The sequence below is a fragment of the Phosphitispora fastidiosa genome, from assembly GCF_019008365.1.
GTDB classification, from domain to species: domain Bacteria; phylum Bacillota; class Thermincolia; order Thermincolales; family UBA2595; genus Phosphitispora; species Phosphitispora fastidiosa.
Genome location: NZ_JAHHUL010000006.1, coordinates 23,734 through 40,530 on the forward strand (window position 1 = coordinate 23,734; position 16,797 = coordinate 40,530).

15 protein-coding genes and 1 riboswitch are annotated in these 16,797 nt (G+C 48.9%); all 15 genes read left to right on the forward strand.

The features are described from left to right. Positions 1–12: 12 nt before the first annotated feature. The 15 genes from Ga0451573_RS07645 (at position 13) to Ga0451573_RS07715 (ending at position 16,791) form a co-directional block, all read left to right on the forward strand. Positions 13–1,407: a peptidoglycan D,D-transpeptidase FtsI family protein gene (locus Ga0451573_RS07645; protein ID WP_231683300.1), complete on the forward strand. Its 1,395-nt coding sequence runs from the start codon at positions 13–15 to the stop codon at positions 1,405–1,407. Between the two features lie 10 nt (positions 1,408–1,417). Then, positions 1,418–3,301, forward strand: a complete 1,884-nt coding sequence (gene pknB, locus Ga0451573_RS07650) for a Stk1 family PASTA domain-containing Ser/Thr kinase (RefSeq protein WP_231683301.1) — start codon at positions 1,418–1,420, stop codon at positions 3,299–3,301. A gap of 12 nt (positions 3,302–3,313) precedes the next feature. Next, a complete protein-coding gene (gene rsgA, locus Ga0451573_RS07655) occupies positions 3,314–4,189 on the forward strand; it encodes a ribosome small subunit-dependent GTPase A (RefSeq protein ID WP_231683302.1) in 876 nt (291 codons plus the stop codon). An 89-nt stretch (positions 4,190–4,278) separates the two neighbouring features. Beyond that, positions 4,279–4,938 carry a ribulose-phosphate 3-epimerase gene (rpe, locus tag Ga0451573_RS07660; protein WP_231683303.1) on the forward strand — a complete coding sequence of 220 codons (660 nt, stop codon included), beginning with the start codon at positions 4,279–4,281 and terminating at the stop codon, positions 4,936–4,938. Between the two features lie 7 nt (positions 4,939–4,945). Then, on the forward strand, positions 4,946–5,992 hold the full coding sequence (locus tag Ga0451573_RS07665; RefSeq protein WP_231683304.1) for a histone deacetylase family protein: 1,047 nt from the start codon (positions 4,946–4,948) through the stop codon (positions 5,990–5,992). A gap of 16 nt (positions 5,993–6,008) precedes the next feature. Then, entirely contained in the window at positions 6,009–6,155 is a 147-nt protein-coding gene (locus Ga0451573_RS07670) for a hypothetical protein (protein ID WP_231683305.1), read from the forward strand. Further along, positions 6,155–9,709 (forward strand): S8 family serine peptidase, encoded by a 3,555-nt coding sequence (locus Ga0451573_RS07675; RefSeq protein WP_231683306.1) that lies wholly within the window; start codon positions 6,155–6,157, stop codon positions 9,707–9,709. Before Ga0451573_RS07670 ends, Ga0451573_RS07675 begins: the two co-directional genes overlap by 1 nt. 177 nt (positions 9,710–9,886) lie before the next feature. Then, entirely contained in the window at positions 9,887–10,399 is a 513-nt protein-coding gene (locus Ga0451573_RS07680) for a GumC domain-containing protein (protein ID WP_231683307.1), read from the forward strand. Between the two features lie 123 nt (positions 10,400–10,522). Next, positions 10,523–10,652: riboswitch (FMN riboswitch) on the forward strand. 118 nt (positions 10,653–10,770) lie between these two features. Continuing rightward, the gene (ribD, locus tag Ga0451573_RS07685) at positions 10,771–11,877 is read left to right on the forward strand and encodes a bifunctional diaminohydroxyphosphoribosylaminopyrimidine deaminase/5-amino-6-(5-phosphoribosylamino)uracil reductase RibD (protein WP_231683308.1); all 1,107 of its coding nucleotides are present in this window, start codon (positions 10,771–10,773) and stop codon (positions 11,875–11,877) included. A 49-nt stretch (positions 11,878–11,926) separates the two neighbouring features. Then, on the forward strand, positions 11,927–12,595 hold the full coding sequence (locus Ga0451573_RS07690) for a riboflavin synthase (RefSeq protein WP_231683309.1): 669 nt from the start codon (positions 11,927–11,929) through the stop codon (positions 12,593–12,595). 16 nt (positions 12,596–12,611) lie between these two features. Next, positions 12,612–13,823: a bifunctional 3,4-dihydroxy-2-butanone-4-phosphate synthase/GTP cyclohydrolase II gene (locus Ga0451573_RS07695; RefSeq protein ID WP_231683310.1), complete on the forward strand. Its 1,212-nt coding sequence runs from the start codon at positions 12,612–12,614 to the stop codon at positions 13,821–13,823. Positions 13,824–13,918: 95 nt separating this feature from the next. Then, positions 13,919–14,398 (forward strand): 6,7-dimethyl-8-ribityllumazine synthase, encoded by a 480-nt coding sequence (gene ribH / locus Ga0451573_RS07700; RefSeq protein ID WP_231683311.1) that lies wholly within the window; start codon positions 13,919–13,921, stop codon positions 14,396–14,398. Further along, a complete protein-coding gene (locus Ga0451573_RS07705; protein ID WP_231683312.1) occupies positions 14,395–15,210 on the forward strand; it encodes a fumarylacetoacetate hydrolase family protein in 816 nt (271 codons plus the stop codon). The genes ribH and Ga0451573_RS07705 overlap by 4 nt, the downstream gene beginning before the upstream one ends. A 148-nt stretch (positions 15,211–15,358) precedes the next feature. Continuing rightward, a complete protein-coding gene (gene speD / locus Ga0451573_RS07710) occupies positions 15,359–15,745 on the forward strand; it encodes an adenosylmethionine decarboxylase (RefSeq protein WP_231683418.1) in 387 nt (128 codons plus the stop codon). A gap of 479 nt (positions 15,746–16,224) precedes the next feature. Further along, positions 16,225–16,791 carry a 4Fe-4S dicluster domain-containing protein gene (locus tag Ga0451573_RS07715; RefSeq protein ID WP_231683313.1) on the forward strand — a complete coding sequence of 189 codons (567 nt, stop codon included), beginning with the start codon at positions 16,225–16,227 and terminating at the stop codon, positions 16,789–16,791. The last annotated feature ends 6 nt before the right edge of the window (positions 16,792–16,797 follow it).

The window sequence follows — 16,797 nt, forward strand, 5'->3', positions numbered from 1 at the left end:
GGACTGAAATCAATGATGAACCGGAACATAGTGGTAGTTGCCGGACTGATAATGGCGGCATTTTTTATAAATATTGTATATATGACATACCTGCAGGTATTTCGCAGTGATGAACTGCTTAATCACCCACGCAACAGGAGGCTCCAGATACTTGAAGAAAAGATACTCAGGGGACAGATCCGTGACAGCGGGGACAGGGTACTGGCTGAAACCATTAGATCGGGAGAGTCCGCAAAGCGTGTATATCCTTATGGTGCGATAACCGGGAATGTGACCGGTTACCTTTCACGGAAACTGGGCCGCTGGGGGCTGGAAGCTGCCTATAACCGGGAACTGCTGGGCCTTGACAGCGGTCTGGCCGCTGATGGTTCCTGGGCTTTGAATATGCTTGATACAGGTGAACCCGGAAATGATATAATACTTAGCCTGGATGCCGAGATGCAGAAAACAGCGTATGACATGCTGGGGAACCGGAAGGGGGCAGTTGTAGCCCTTGAGCCAGGTACCGGAAGGATATTGGTGATGGTGAGCAAGCCGGGTTTTGACCCGGGGCAGATAGAGAGTCAATGGGAAAGCCTAAGGACACATCCCGACAGCCCTTTATTGAACAGGGCTGCTCAAGGTCTATATCCACCGGGGTCAACTATGAAGGTGGTAACAGCAGCAGGAATTCTGGCTGCGCGGCCGGATACGGTAAGCCGGACCTTTGAAGCGCCGGGGTATATTATCGTTGAGGGACGGCGTATTGAAGACAGTCTGGCAAAGGGCAGACTGAGTCTTTCGGAAGCAATGGCCCGCTCCAGTAACTATGTTTTTGCTTCACTTGGCATGGAACTGGGCGCTGCCAAATTTGTGGAAACAGCACACAGCTTTGGAATCGGTAAGGAACTGCCTGTAGAAACAGCAGTGGCTGCCAGCCGGATTCCAGAATCGGGGGAAATGTCTGAGCTGGAGCTGGCAGAGACTGCTATCGGGCAGGGACGCCTCCTGGTAACTCCGTTAAATATGGCAGTTGTGACTGCTGCAGTTGCTAATGGCGGCAAGGTCATGAAACCAAGCCTGGTCGATGAGGTCAGGGGTCCCGGGGGAAGGGTTATCAGGCCTTTCAAGGCAGAGCTGCTGTTAACCCCTATGGCCGAAGAAACAGCAGCTGTAATCAGAGACCTCATGGTTGCGGTTGTGGCCAACGGAACTGGGAGGGCAGCATCCATTCCGGGGATTCAGGTTGCCGGGAAGACCGGATCAGCGGAAAACCCGCATGGGATCGCCCATGCCTGGTTTATCGGATTTGCCCCGGCGGAAAACCCCGAGGTGGCCGTGGCGGTTATCGTCGAGAATGGCGGCGCAGGTGGCATCGAGGCGGCGCCGATAGCCAGGGAAATAATGAAAAAGGTAATCAGACAGTGAGGTGATAGCCGTGATTGGAAATTTGCTGGGCAAGAGGTATGAAATTGTGTCCCGTCTCGGCGGCGGGGGAATGGCGGTGGTTTACAAAGCGAAGGACACTCTGTTAAACCGCCGGGTAACAGTTAAGGTGTTGCGTTCCGAATTCACCAGTGATGATGAGTTTGTCTCCCGCTTCCGCAGGGAGGCTCAGGCTGTTGCTAAACTATCTCACCCTAATATTGTGAGTGTTTATGATGTCGGCCAGGAAGGTGATACCCACTACATAGTAATGGAATATATCGAAGGCCGTAATCTGAAGGAAATCATCAGGGAGCAGGGGAAACTGCCCATAGACCAGGCAGTAGACATAACCAGGCAGATCTGTGACGGTCTGCAGGATGCCCATGAAAACGGTATCGTACACCGGGATGTGAAGCCACATAATATCCTGGTTATGGATAACGGCAGGGTAAAGGTTACTGACTTCGGGATAGCACAGATGATGAGTTCGGTAACTGTAACCGATTCTTCGATGATAGTGGGATCAGTACATTATTTTTCTCCCGAGCAGGCTAAGGGAGAAACAACCGGGGCTAAATCAGACATTTATTCTCTTGGTGTGGTCCTGTATGAAATGCTTACCGGAAAGGTTCCTTTTGAAGGGGAGACCCCGATAGCGGTTGCTCTGAAACACATTAAATCCGAACCTTTGCCTCCGGGCAGGCTGAACCCCGGTGTTTCACCTGAACTGGAACGGATAATTCTAAAGGCCATGAACAAAGATATTACCATGCGCTACCTGAACGCCGGTGATATGGCCAGGGACCTGAAGAGAATTATCAGCGGTGAAACCGGCGGAGAGACCCGGGTGATGGATGCCGATGAATTCGCCACCAAAGTTATGAGCGGTCCGGTGGTAATCACAGGTGACAAAAAGGATGATGATGCCAAGAATTTCCGCCGGAAAAAGAAGAAAAGAGTACGTCCGTTTGTCACCATACTGGTTGTCGCTCTGCTGGGTCTGCTGGCAGGGGTAGGGTACATTTGGGTCAGTGACTTCATTAATGTACCTGAAGTGGTAGTTCCAGATGTGGAGAATATCCCCTATGAAGAGGCAGGAGAAAAACTCGATGCCCTGAAACTCGTTGCCAAAACCAGGATGGAATTTGATCCTGAAGTGGAGTCAGGCTTTGTCATCAGTCAGAACCCGCCGGCAGAGACAAAGGTTAAAGAATACACTCAGGTGGAACTGATTGTAAGTAAAGGCGCGAATTTTATAACAGTACCCAATGTAGTGCGCAAAGAAAAAACAGCAGCTGAGATAGAGTTGACCAATGCCGACTTTGAAGTCAGCTTTTCCGAGGAATTTGACGATGAGGCGGAAGCAGGGACAGTTATTGAACAGACCCCGGCCGGAGATGCCGAAGCCAGAAAGGGAAGCACTGTCAAGCTGGTGATCAGCAAAGGGCCTGAACCAAGACCTGCTGCAGTTCCTGACATTACCGGTATTTCCCTGAAGGAAGCTCAGGCCAAACTTGCAGAAGCAAAGTTAACCCTGAGTCCTGATATTGACCAGAAGGAAAGCAAGGAATATATTTCCGGATATGTCATCACGCAGGACCCTCAGCCCGGGACTGAGGTCCAGGAGGGCGATGCCGTGAAAATAGTATTAAGTACGGGACCGGGACCCAAGGAGAAGACAGTCCGGGTTGAAGGAGCAATGCCAACTGACGGCTTAACTCACCAACTGAAAATTGTTGTTTCAGATGTGGTGGGTGAACGGGTGGCTTATGGACCTGTAGAATATAACTCCGGGGAACCGTTTTCCCAGCTGGTGGCTTATTACGAGAGAGGCACTATCAGGGTATTTATTGATGATTTCCAGGCGCCATACGAGGAACTTCCGGTAAATTAGAAGGAGGACTTTATGCAGCAGGGCACTGTAGTCAGGGCGTATAGCGGGTTTTACTATGTTGAAATCGACAAAGAGGTCTGGGAATGCCGCTTAAGGGGCAAGTTCAGGCTGTCAAAGCAAACTGTGCTTCCCGGAGACCGGGTAAAGGTCCGGGAGGGGGGCAAAAAAACCGGGGTGATTGAAGAAATCCTGCCCCGGACCACTGTTTTGGACCGGCCCCAGGTTGCCAATGTGGACCAGGTGGTGATAGTAATGGCCTGTGCTGACCCGGACCCCCAGACTGATTTGCTGGACCGCCTGCTAGTGCAGGCTGAAGCTGCCGGGCTGCTTCCCATAATCTGTTTTAACAAAACAGACCTGGTTGACATTGAGACCACTGCTTCACTGGTTAAAATATATATTGATGCCGGATATAAGGTGCTGCCTGCCAGTGCGAAGACACAAGAGGGGATTACAGAATTAAGGGATTGCCTCAAAGGCCACCTGACAGTTTTTGCCGGGCCTTCAGGGGCTGGAAAGTCTTCACTGTTAAATGTGGTTCACTCTGGCTTTGGACTGAAAACCGGCAGGGTAAGCAGAAAAATCGGCCGCGGGCGGCATACTACGCGCTATGCCGAGCTGTTGGAACTTGATCCGGGGTCACTGGTTGTGGACAGCCCGGGGTTCAGCAGTTTGTATATCCCTGAGATGGACAGGAAGCACCTGGGTGAAATGTTCCCTGAATTCCTGGCATATATAGAGCAGTGCCGGTTTAACGGCTGTCTCCACAGGGCTGAGCCGGACTGTGCCGTGAAACAGGCTTTGCACGAGGGTAAAATAAATCCTGAGAGATATCAGCACTACCTGCTTTTCCTGGAGGAGTTGGATTCCCGGGAGAAAAGATATTAGATAAAGCTATTAGATAAAGCTATTAGATAAAGATTCTAGATACGCAGCATTCAGACTTAGACAACATATATATAAGGGGAGATGTGCAAATGGTGAAACTGGCGCCTTCAATACTGTCTGCGGATTTTGCCTGCCTGGCTGACCAGGTAAGGCTGGTGGAAGAGGCAGGAGTAGATTATTTACACATTGATGTGATGGACGGGCATTTTGTGCCTAATATAACCATCGGCCCACTGGTGGTGGAAGCCCTAAGGCCGAAAAGCAGCCTGTTGTTTGATGTCCACCTAATGATTGAGGAACCTGACCGGTATATCGAACAGTTTGTCAAAGCGGGGGCTGATCTGATCAGTGTCCATGCAGAAGCCTGTCCCCACCTGCACCGGTCGGTACAGAATATTAAATCATATGGCATCAGGACAGCAGTGGCGCTGAACCCAGCCACACCTCTGAATGTAATCGAATATGTCCTGGAAGAGCTGGATATGGTCCTTCTAATGACAGTGAATCCGGGATTTGGCGGGCAGAAATTTATTTCCGCGGTGATTCCCAAAATAACGGCGCTGCGTGACCGGGTAAACAGTCTTGGCCTGCAAACTGAAATTCAGGTAGATGGTGGTGTTGGGCCGGGGAATGCCGGGGAGATAGTAAAGGCTGGGGCCAATGTCCTGGTTGCCGGTTCCGCGGTTTTCGGTACAGGCGACATTGCGGGAGCGGTGAGGAGCCTGAGGATTGCTGCCGGAGAAAGGTGATTAGTATATGAAAAAAGTGGGACTGGTTTATGACCCCATTTATCTGGAACATGATACAGGGTCACATCCGGAAAATTTCCGCAGACTGGAATACATCCTGGAAGCCCTTGATGATTATGGGATAAGAGACAGGATGGTTGAGATAGGAGCAGAAGAGGCATCTGTTGAGCAGGTGGCCATGTTTCACGGACCTGCATATATAGAGAAGGTGGCTCGTTTTGCCCAACAGGGTGGGGGGTATCTGGATCCGGATACAGTCGTTTCATCCAAATCATATGAAGCGGCGCTGATGGCTGCCGGAGGAGTTACTGCTGCTGTCGACAGTGTTATTGAGGGCACGGTTGATTCGGCCTTTGCTCTGGTGCGTCCTCCGGGGCATCACGCAAAAGCAGATAGGTCGATGGGTTTCTGCCTGTTTAACAATGTTGTCATCGGGGCTATCCATGCCAGAAAAACATACGGCATAGAACGAATTCTCATAGTGGACTGGGACGTCCACCACGGCAACGGTATAGCTGAGGCTTTCCATGGTGACCCGGGTGTCCTTTATTTTTCCACCCACCAACAGGGGATATTTCCCCATACCGGCAGCGCTTCGGACGCCGGTTCCGGCGCCGGGGAAGGCTATACGATAAATGTACCGCTTAACAGGTGGACCGGTGATAGCGGCCTGTATATTGCTTTCACCCAGATACTGGAGCCGGTAGCCCGGCAATTTAAGCCACAGCTGATCATGGTTTCAGCAGGTTTTGATGCTCATTACGCAGACCCCCTGGCGGGCCTGGAAATGACTATCGGCGGATATGCCCGGTTGGCTGAAATAGTTAAGCGAATAGCTGCTTCGGAATGTGGCGGCAGAATTGTGGCCGCCCTCGAGGGAGGGTATAACCTGGGTGTAGTGGGTCATGCGGTCTCCGCAGTGGTGAATGTTTTTGGTGAATATGGGGTAAAGGTGGAAGAACCGGGGGGGACGGAACCTCGCTTTGAGAAGCCTGTGATGAGAATACCCATTGATGAGGCCATCAAGATACAAAGGAAGTACTGGAAGCTTTAATTGAAGACCTGTTCACTTGAAAAAAAAGAACTATATACTCGAAAAAAGAAAAATTGCCATGGATTCTGCAGGAAAAACCGGAAAAATATCGAAATTTAAAACATCTGAGGGTGTTTTTTTTTGGCTTTCCAGAGGAGTAGGTGACAGATTGGGGAGGGTATAGTGAGAAAAATAAAGAACAGCCTGATATCCATGTTGGCAATACTTGCACTAGTCATTAGTTTGATTCCCGCAGCAGCTGTTACTGCTGCTGAGAAAAGATCCAGCCCGGACGGGGTTTCCATCCCGGACCGCCGCGCTTACGCTGATGATGAGGTAATTATTAAATTTAAGCCTGGTGCCGACAGTGTTAACATTAGGTCGTTAAAAAGCCGGGCTGCGGTCAGAACCGTGAAAAAACACTCCCTGACGGGGAGCGAACTTGTAAAAATCACTGATGGTTCCACGGTAGAGGATATTATCGGACAGTTGGAGAAGGACCCCGATGTCCTTTATGCCCAGCCCAACTACCTCTATTATCCCAGGGAGATAACTGTGGATGACCCCAAGTTCGATAAATTATGGGGCTTGCATAATATAGGTCAGGATGTCGCGGGCTATGTCGGGATAGATGATGTAGATATGGATGTCCCTGAGGCCTGGGATCTGACCATGGGAGACCCTGAGATTGTTGTGGCTGTGATTGACACAGGAGTGGATATTAACCACCCGGATATAGCTGACAATATCTGGACCAACCCCGGGGAAATACCGGGTGACGGGATAGACAACGACAGTAATGGTTACGTGGATGATATCAATGGCTGGGATTTTTACAATGATGATAATACAGTCTTTGACCCTGCAGATGAGGACTACCATGGTACCCATGTTGCCGGCACCATGGCTGCTGTGGCCAATAACAGCACCGGGGTTGCCGGGGTAGCTCCAAATGTGAAGATAATGCCCCTGAAGTTTATCGGTTTGGACGGGGGGACGACTTCTGACGCCATTGAAGCTATTGAATATGCGACTGCCATGGGTGTCCGAGTGTCCAACAACTCGTGGGGAAGGGGGACGAGTCTGCCTGCCTCTGGAATTGATCTTGAGCTGCAGAATGCAATTAACAGCTCCGGGCAGGTTTTTGTTGCCGCTGCCGGTAATGGTGATGAGAATAACATCGGGATTAACAATGACATAGCCCCCGATTCACCTTCAGGGCTTAACAGTACTAATATTATTGCTGTTGCTGCCATTAACAATGGGGGTGGATTAGCAAGTTTCTCCAATTACGGCGTCACTAGTGTTGACATTGGCGCACCGGGTGTTGACATTTTAAGCCTGCAGCCGGTTTATTCATCGCCAGACCCTGAAAACGCATATCAGTACCTTAGCGGCACTTCCATGGCAACTCCCCATGTGGCCGGGGCGGCAGCGCTGGTGTTAAGTGTGAATCCGGACCTGACGCCTGATGAAGTAAATCAGATACTGATGGATACAGGAGTTCCCCTCCCTTCACTAACCGGGAAAACGGTCAGTGGGAAATTGGTCAATGCTTATAATGCGGTCTTTGCGGCTGATACCATAGCCCCGGAAGCGCCGTCAGTTAACCCGGTTGATGATAATGACACAGTTGTTACAGGAACAGCAGAACCAAACAATACGGTTACTGTTTATGATAACGTATATTCCACTGTGATCAACTCGGCAGCTGCGGCAGGTGACGGAGCTTTTACTGTTTCTGTTGATACCCAGCCATCGGGAAAGGTCCTGAAGATTACCGCTAAGGATAACAGGGGAAATGAGAGCGCCGGAACCCTGGTTACCGTAACAGATGGAACATCACCTCCGGCACCTGACATTGTAACACTAACAAATGATAGTTATGTGAACATTACAAATGTAAACAGCTTTACTTTCAGTGGTACAGAAGATGAAGCGGGGGCAGATGTAAAACTGTACTGCAATGGCAGTCAACTGCTTGGCAGTACGGCTGCAGCAGGCGGGGCCTGGACCATGATTGTTGACCTGAGCGGCCTGACTGACGGTCCACTGAGTATTACGGCAACGGCATCTGATGCGGCAGGTAATGTGAGCAGTCCGAGTTCAGCCAAAACCCTGATTAAGGATACGGTTAATCCCACCTTTACGGTCACAACAGCGCCTAACCCGGCGCCGAGCGGAGATGTGACCGTAACCGTGGCTGCCAATGAAACCTTGCAGGAAGCGCCTGTGGTGGTAGTTGGTGGCAATACAGTGACAATGGCTCCTACCAGTACGGTAAACGTGTGGGAGGTTAGCTATCCGATTAGCACAGAAAACGGTATAATTAACATTACCGTTGCCGGCACGGATGCTGCCGGTAATTCCGGGAGCGCCGGCGTCAGCTTTACCGCAGATACTATTGCGCCTGACAAACCCTATATTACAGCCCCAACCGCCGGCGAATTCGGTTACAACAGCAGTATTACCGTATCCGGATATGCTTATGAACCGGGAATTGGCATCAATATATATAAAGATAATGAAGTACTCGTTGGCACCGGGACTGTAGAAAGCAGCGTAACCGGCAGCGTCTATCATTTCAGTGTCACAGCAAACCTGGGGTCAACCGGAACCTTCCTCATTGTGGCAAAGGCTATTGATGGTGCCGGAAATGTTAGCAGCGGGTCAAACACTGTTTCCTACACTGTCAATGAGTCCACCGATGGCGGCGGAGGCGGCGGTGGCGGTGGCGGTGCAGTACCTGCTGTTGATGAAGATTCTGTAACAGTGCAGATTGATCCTGATGAACAGACATCTGTAGAGTTGGGGGATGATGTTACAGTAGAGATCCCCTCAGGGGCATTTGCCGGAAAGGTTACTCTGGTATTGGCGAAAATCAGAGGATTGGATAAAGATTATGATAAACTGATTCCTGATGAAGATGAGAACCTGGTCATCGGCAGTGTGATAATAGACATATCAGCCAAAGATGGGGAACAGCCTTCAAAGGGCATCACTGTTACCCTGAAGTTCGACACCGGTAAAGTCACTGATGTTAACAAACTTGGCGTGTACTATTATAATGAAGCAAAAGGCAAATGGGAATTTATCGGCGGTAGAGTCAATGCAGCAGAGGGGACAATCTCAGTTGTGCTTAAACATTTCAGCAAATATGCGGTTATGGAATATAGCAGAACCTTTGCAGATATTACCGGTCACTGGGCTAAAGCTGACATTGAGCTGATGGCCGCCAGACATATCGCTGATGGGGTAGATGAAACCCGTTTTGCGCCGGAAGCAGAAATTACCAGAGCCGAATTTGCGGCACTGCTGGTCAGAAGTCTCGGCTTAGAACAGCTTGAGAGCAGCGGACGATTCCAGGACATTGCTTTCGGTGAATGGCATGCCGGATATGTAGAGGCTGCATACAGCGCCGGGATTGTGGCGGGCTTGAGTGACAGCAGCTTTGCTCCGGATGCAAACATTACCAGGGAGCAGATGGCTGTCATGATGGCAAGGGCATACAGGTATTCTGCCGGTAGAGAACTGGCTGTAGAAAACCCGGTATCTTTTGCAGATGCCGCCGCCATTTCGGCATGGGCTGTACAGGGTGTGGACCAAACCGGTTCAGCAGGAATAATTAACGGCATGACAGAAGATACTTTTGCGCCTGGTGAAGAAGCCACCAGGGCACAGGGGATCGTGATGCTCAAAAGGCTGCTGGAAAAGCTTGAAGTGATTTTGATAAGCTAAAATCAAACAAATCGTTATCATAGTGGTTGGAATTTTCCAGCCACTTTTTTCATAATAATTCAACCAACATATTCCATTAATTCCGAAAATATGCTATAATTAAATCAGATGCGAACACGTGTTTGCCTGGTGTTTGGAGATTTCCGCTGTGTTATAATGAAAATAGGAGGGAGAAGGATGACTGATAGACAACTGCTGGAACTTTTGGTGGACAAAGTAACAGGCCTTGAAACAGGGATGGATAGCATGAAAACAGATATAGGCGGTCTCAAGAGCGAGATGACGGAAGTAAGAAGTGACATAGGCGGTCTCAAGAGCGAGATGACGGAAGTAAGAAGCGACATAGGCGGTCTCAAGAGCGAGATGACGGAAGTAAGAAGTGACATAGGCGGTCTGAAGACAGAGATGACGGAAGTAAGAAGTGACATAGGCGGTCTCAAGAGCGAGATGACGGAAGTAAGAAGTGACATAGGCGGCCTGAAGACAGAGATAAGCGGACTAAAGGAAACTGTCAACAGAATAGCAAGAAGGCAGGAGGCAATTTTTGAGCAAACGGCAGGCCTTCTGGAGTTTCGGATGGAAATGATTTCTTCAGTAAGGGAATTAAAGGAGAATCAGAGATCCATATTTGAAGTGCTGGGGGAGCATGAGGTTCAAATCCGAAATTTGAAAAGATGTGTTTGTGAATAAATAAGTTTACGGAAGAAAGTGGGATTATTTGTACTTGCATGCAAATAACCATTGCTGCCGGGTATTTCGCTTGACACCCTGCCAAAAACTGAATATAATTGTTTTTAACGACAAAAATATACAATAAACCTTCAGGGACAGGTGAAATTCCGTACCGGCGGTAATTCTCAACGAGATAGCCCGCGAGCCTTATAGGGTTGACCCGGTGTGATTCCGGGGCCGACAGTTAAAGTCTGGATGGGAGAAGGAACAGTTGCATAATTAATGTGTTAATGTGCTGCTTATTAACCCTGAAGTGTTTTCCTTCAGGGTTTTTTGCCGTAATTTTGCAAATTTAGATACACTATGGGAATGAAAGGAAGAAAAAGACCATGTATGAGCAGCATATGCGTCTGGCACTGCAACTCGCTGAAAGGGCAGCCGGCCGGACCAGCCCGAATCCTCTTGTGGGAGCTGTAATTGTTAAGGATGGACAGATTGTGGGACAAGGATACCACAAAAAAGCCGGAACCCCTCATGCTGAAATTCATGCCCTAAGGGAGGCAGGTGAAAATGCCCGGGGGGGGACGCTGTATGTTACCCTGGAACCGTGTTCACATTATGGCAGGACTCCCCCCTGTAGTGAAGCTGTTATTAATGCCGGAATTCGTGAAGTCTATGTGGCCATGGAGGACCCTAACCCGTTGGTGGCTGGCCGTGGTATCAAACAGATGGTGAATGCCGGTATCAGGGTTTATGTTGGTCTCTTGGAACAGGAAGCCAAAAGGACTAATGAAATTTTTATTAAATATATTACCACGGGAAAGCCTTTTATACTGTTAAAGACAGCAATGACTCTTGATGGCAGGATAGCAACCAGGACCGGGCATTCAAAATGGGTGACGGCAGAACCGGCCCGTGAGATGGTGCACCGGCTAAGGAACCAATATGACGGCATCCTGGTCGGGGTCAATACGGTTATTGCCGATAATCCTGCCCTAACGTGCCGGCTTGCCGAAGGAGGACGTGACCCGGTAAGAATTGTCCTGGACAGCAGGACGAGGACACCGGCCGGTTCCAGAGTGCTGACTCAGGACTCAGATGGGCCAACATTTGTGGTTGTTACTGATAAGGCATCCATTGCCGGGATAAAGTCACTGGCCGCAGCCGGAGCCAAGTTGGTAAGGACTGCGGCAAATGCGCAGGGGCGGGTGGACTTGCATGACCTGGTCGCTAAACTTGGCGAAATGGAGATTACCGGGCTGCTGGTAGAGGGCGGAGCCGAAGTGGCTGCTTCATTCTTAGAAGCCGGTTTGGTAGACAAGATGCTAACCTTTATTGCCCCCAAGGTAATTGGAGGTAAGGAGGCGCCGGGACCTGTCGGCGGCGCGGGAATTGAAACTATGGACCGGGCGGTACAATTGAAACGTGTTAACTCGGGATGCATCGGGGAAGACTTTTTTATTGAAGGTTATCCGGTATATGAAAATGGCCGGTAACGTTAAAGAGCAGCTGTAAAAGAGCACTACTGTAAAAGAGGTGAAAACCATGTTCACCGGTATAATTGAAGAAATGGGAAAACTGAAAAAAATTCAGTACGGTACAGATTCAGCCAGGTTGACCCTGGAAGCCTCTGAGGTCCTTAAGGATGTCAGGCTGGGAGACAGCATTGCTGTTAACGGCATATGTCTAACGGTGGTGCATTTTAATGAGCGTTTTTTTGATGTTGACGTAATGGCAGAGACTTTGCGTAAGACTAACCTGGAAGACCTCAAACCGGGAGACCGGGTTAACCTGGAACCTGCTCTCAGGGTCGGCGGCCGGCTAGGGGGGCATATAGTCAGCGGACATATTGACGGGGTAGGTGTTATCACCCGCCAGAAGAGAGAAGATATTGCGGTATTAACTGAAATCAGGGCTCCGGCAGAGGTGATGAAGTATGTTGTCAAAAAGGGCTCGGCTGCCATTGACGGAATCAGTCTGACAGTGGTTGACTGCACAAGGGACAGTTTTCAGGTCTCCCTCATCCCACATACTGCGTCACTGACAACTCTGGGTTACAAAAAAACCGGGGCCAGGGTCAACCTGGAAGTAGATATTATTGGGAAATATGTAGAACGACTTTTGGGATTAGATGGAGATGGAGCAGGTACACCTGCTGTTGGCAGCCGAAGCGGACTTACTATGGATTACCTCGCTGAAAAAGGGTTTGTATAGAGAAAGGGGAATATGTATGACTTTTAATACGATTGAAGAGGCGCTTATTGATTTTAAACAGGGCAGGATGATTATAGTTGTTGATGATGAAGACAGAGAAAATGAAGGTGATCTCCTGATGGCAGCAGAGAAGGTAACTCCTGAAGCCATTAATTTCATGGCTACCCACGGGCGGGGGCTAATCTGTACTCCGATGACAGCTGAACGGTGTGATGAGCTGGAACTTGCGGCCATGGTGACCAACAATACTGACTCCCACGAAACGGCATTTACGGTGTCTGTGGATGCAAAAGGGAAAACAACCACCGGTATTTCAGCCTATGAACGGGCCATTACGATCAAAGTAATGATGGATCCCCAGACGAAACCGGCTGACCTTTGCAGACCGGGGCATGTTTTTCCTCTGAGGGCTAAAAGCGGCGGAGTGCTCAGACGGGCAGGCCATACTGAAGCAGCTGTAGACCTTGCCCGGATGGCGGGGATGTACCCGGCAGGGGTAATCTGTGAAATAATGAAGGAAGACGGCACCATGGCACGCGTTCCTGAATTGAAGGAATTTGCCGCCAAGCATGGCCTGAAAATTATTACCATCGCCAACCTGATAAACTATCGCAGACGCACAGAGCAACTGGTGGAGCGGGTCGGAGAGGCCAAACTGCCTACCAGATATGGCGAATTTACCGTGGTTGCTTTTAACAGTATCCTGGATGGCAAAGAACACCTGGCATTGGTCAAAGGAGATGTGACAACGGACAAGCCGGTCCTGGTCAGGGTACATTCCGAATGCCTGACGGGAGATGTTTTTGGCTCGGCCAGGTGTGACTGTGGGGATCAGTTAGGCCATGCGATGAGAATGATTGAACAGGAAGGCCGCGGGGTGCTGCTCTATATGCGCCAGGAAGGCCGCGGCATAGGACTTGCCAATAAGATTAAGGCATATCACCTTCAGGATCTGGGCAAGGACACGGTTGAAGCCAATGAACTACTGGGTTTTCCGGCGGATTTGAGGGATTACGGGATCGGGGCCCAGATACTGGCCGGACTTGGAGTGAAAAAAATAAGGCTCTTGACCAACAATCCCAGGAAGATAGCCGGTATTGAAGGGTATGGCCTCGAGGTGGTGGAGCGGGTTCCCATAGAGATAGCTCCATGTGAATCTAACGAGTTTTACCTGAGTACCAAGAAGGAAAAACTGGGTCACATGCTTTCAATTAATAAAAATAATTAGATAAAAATAATTAGAAAATCATAAACAAATAAAGTTAATTAAATGATTATAAATTATTATAGATGATTATAAATGATATCAGGGAGGAATGAAACGTGAATAAGATCTTTGAAGGAAAATTATTGGCCAAGGACTATAAGTTTGGTCTGGTTGTCGGCAGGTTCAATGAATTTATTACCAATAAGCTTCTTGGGGGCGCCCTTGATGCCCTGAACAGGCACGGCGCCGAAGAGGCAAATATCGAAACAGCCTGGGTTCCCGGGGCCTTTGAAATACCTTTGGTGGCTCAGGCAATGGCCCGATCAGGCAAATATGATGCTGTCATCTGCCTGGGAGCGGTTATCAGAGGAGGCACACCGCACTTCGATTATGTATGTGCCGAAGTGTCCAAGGGGGTAGCTAAGGTTGCCCTGGACACAGGGGTACCAGCCATATTTGGAATTATTACGGCCGATACAATTGAGCAGGCTATAGAACGTGCGGGTACAAAGGCAGGAAATAAGGGCTGGGATGCTGCCATCACCGGCATTGAAATGGCCAGTCTGCTAAGAAATATCGGGGGAAGCACAGTTTGAAAATAGTAAGGTTTTTATTTAACGGCGAAGCAAGATATGGGGTTCTGGAAAATGACAATGTAATCAGGGAGATATCTGGCAGCATCTATGATGACTTGGCTTCAGGCAGCGATACCTTTAATTTGGGAGCCGGTATGTACAATTTTGATGAAGTAAAGCTGCTGGCTCCCTGTGAACCTTCCAAAGTTGTGTGTGTCGGGTTAAATTACCGCGCTCACATTGATGAGTTTAAAAGAGACAGGGCCGGTGTGCCGGAGGAACCGGTACTTTTTATAAAGCCTTCTACAGCTATTATCGGGCCCGGAGAAACTATTGTTTACCCCAGTTCCAGTTCACAGGTTGATTATGAAGCCGAGCTTGCAGTTGTGATTGGTAAGAAATGCCGCCATGCAGAACCGGAAGAGGTCAGGGATTTTATCCTGGGTTATACCTGTGGCAACGATGTGACGGCACGGGATCTGCAGCGCAAAGACGGGCAATGGACCAGGGGAAAGGGGTTTGACACCTTTATGCCCCTGGGTCCGTGGATTGAAACCGATTATTCGGGAGATAGTAATAGGGTGAGAGCATATGTGAACGGTGAATTGAAACAGGATTCAGATACAAGTAAGATGATATTTCCTGTCCCCGCATTGGTAAGCTTTATCTCCCATATAATGACCCTGATGCCTGGTGATGTAGTGATGACAGGCACTCCCGAGGGGGTAGGTCCAATGGAGCCCGGCGATATCGTGGAGGTGGTGCTGGAAGGGATTGGATGCCTGAAAAACAGGGTAGAGAAGTACCCTGAACCCTTGGGGACAAAGGGCTGAGACTAGGGCAAACTCCGATAAAATTTTTATTGACAAACCACATAAATGTGCTAAAATTGAATTTGACTGGAATTTAGAGTTTAATTTAAAATGATTAGAGGGGTGTTAAATTCCAAAGATGAACTAAAAAAGGGGGCAAAGATTGAAGATGACATTAAACGCTTTGGGAAGGCATGTTCTGGCTGAAATTTATGGATGCAGCTTCAATGTTCTGAATGATGTCAGCAAAGTTGAGGAAATCATGGTAAATGCAGCATTAGAAGCTGGCGCTGAGGTTCGCGAGGTAGTATTTCATAAATTTAGCCCCCAGGGTGTTAGTGGAGTAGTAGTTATTTCCGAATCACATCTGGCAATTCATACATGGCCTGAGCTTGGTTATGCCGCAGTTGATGTGTTCACCTGTGGAGATAAGGTGAACCCATGGGATGCCTGCAATTTCCTGGCAATTAATTTTGGGGCAGAATCAGTAGACGCTAAAGAAACACAACGTGGAATCCTTTATAAAACTCCCGAAAAAGAGGCCGTAAATCTTTAGGAGGGATATTTATTTGTACTGAGACGTATGTCAAAGGCTAGCGGGAACCTTACTTTTGCCGGCAGGTAAAGAGTAGGGTTTTTGCTTTTATGTTTATATATATGTGCATGTAGGGGAAAATGCCCCCTGACTTCGTTACGCGGATGACCGTAATCCTCTGCGTACGTCCAGTACGCTTGTGGTTACGGTCATCCGTGCGCCTTGTCAGAGGGCATTTTCCCACCTCCGGGGTCGGATGAATGCTAAAAAGAAAAAACACATTTTTTTATATGCATGTAGGGGAAAATGGGTGCTGGCGACGTTGCGCGCCTGCCCTGCGCGGCTGGCCGGAGTTGTGGGCAGTCAACAAAGCGGGGCGGAATGTGCAACAATTTGGAATATATACGGGTTATTTCAGTTTTTTGTCTTTTAAAAGAGGAATTATTCTGACAATGTAGAATAATTCTAAAGTATGAATTTAGGATAAGCGAGGGATAGGGATGAGTAAGATGAACGTTACACAGACACTGGATAGAAACAAAGAATTCCTTCGGGAACTTAAGGAAGAGAGCGGACAGGACCCGGGTCAGTGCTTTCAATGCATGAAGTGTACAGGGGGCTGCCCCTTCCAGTTTACTATGGATTATCCGCCCAGCCAGATTATGAGGATGCTTCAGGACGGCATGGTTGATGAAGTGCTGAAAAGCTTTACGGTACAGACATGTGCTACGTGTGCCACATGTACCACCCGCTGTCCTAGAGATATTGATATCGCAAAATTGATGGATACATTGAGGGTCATTGCATATCATAGAGGAATTGTCGGTAAAGGCAAGAACATGCATGTATTCCATACAACATTTATGAACTCTATTAAGAGCCACGGAAGGTTATACGAAGTGGGTCTGGCTCTTGGGCTTAACTTGGGAACGGGTAATCTCTTTCAGGATACCGACCTTGGATTGCCGATGTTCCTGAGGGGCAAGCTTTCCCTTCTGCCCCATAATATAAAAGGCAGAGACGAAATGAAGAAACTTTATGATTATGCGAAAAAGATCGGAGAGTGATTTTAG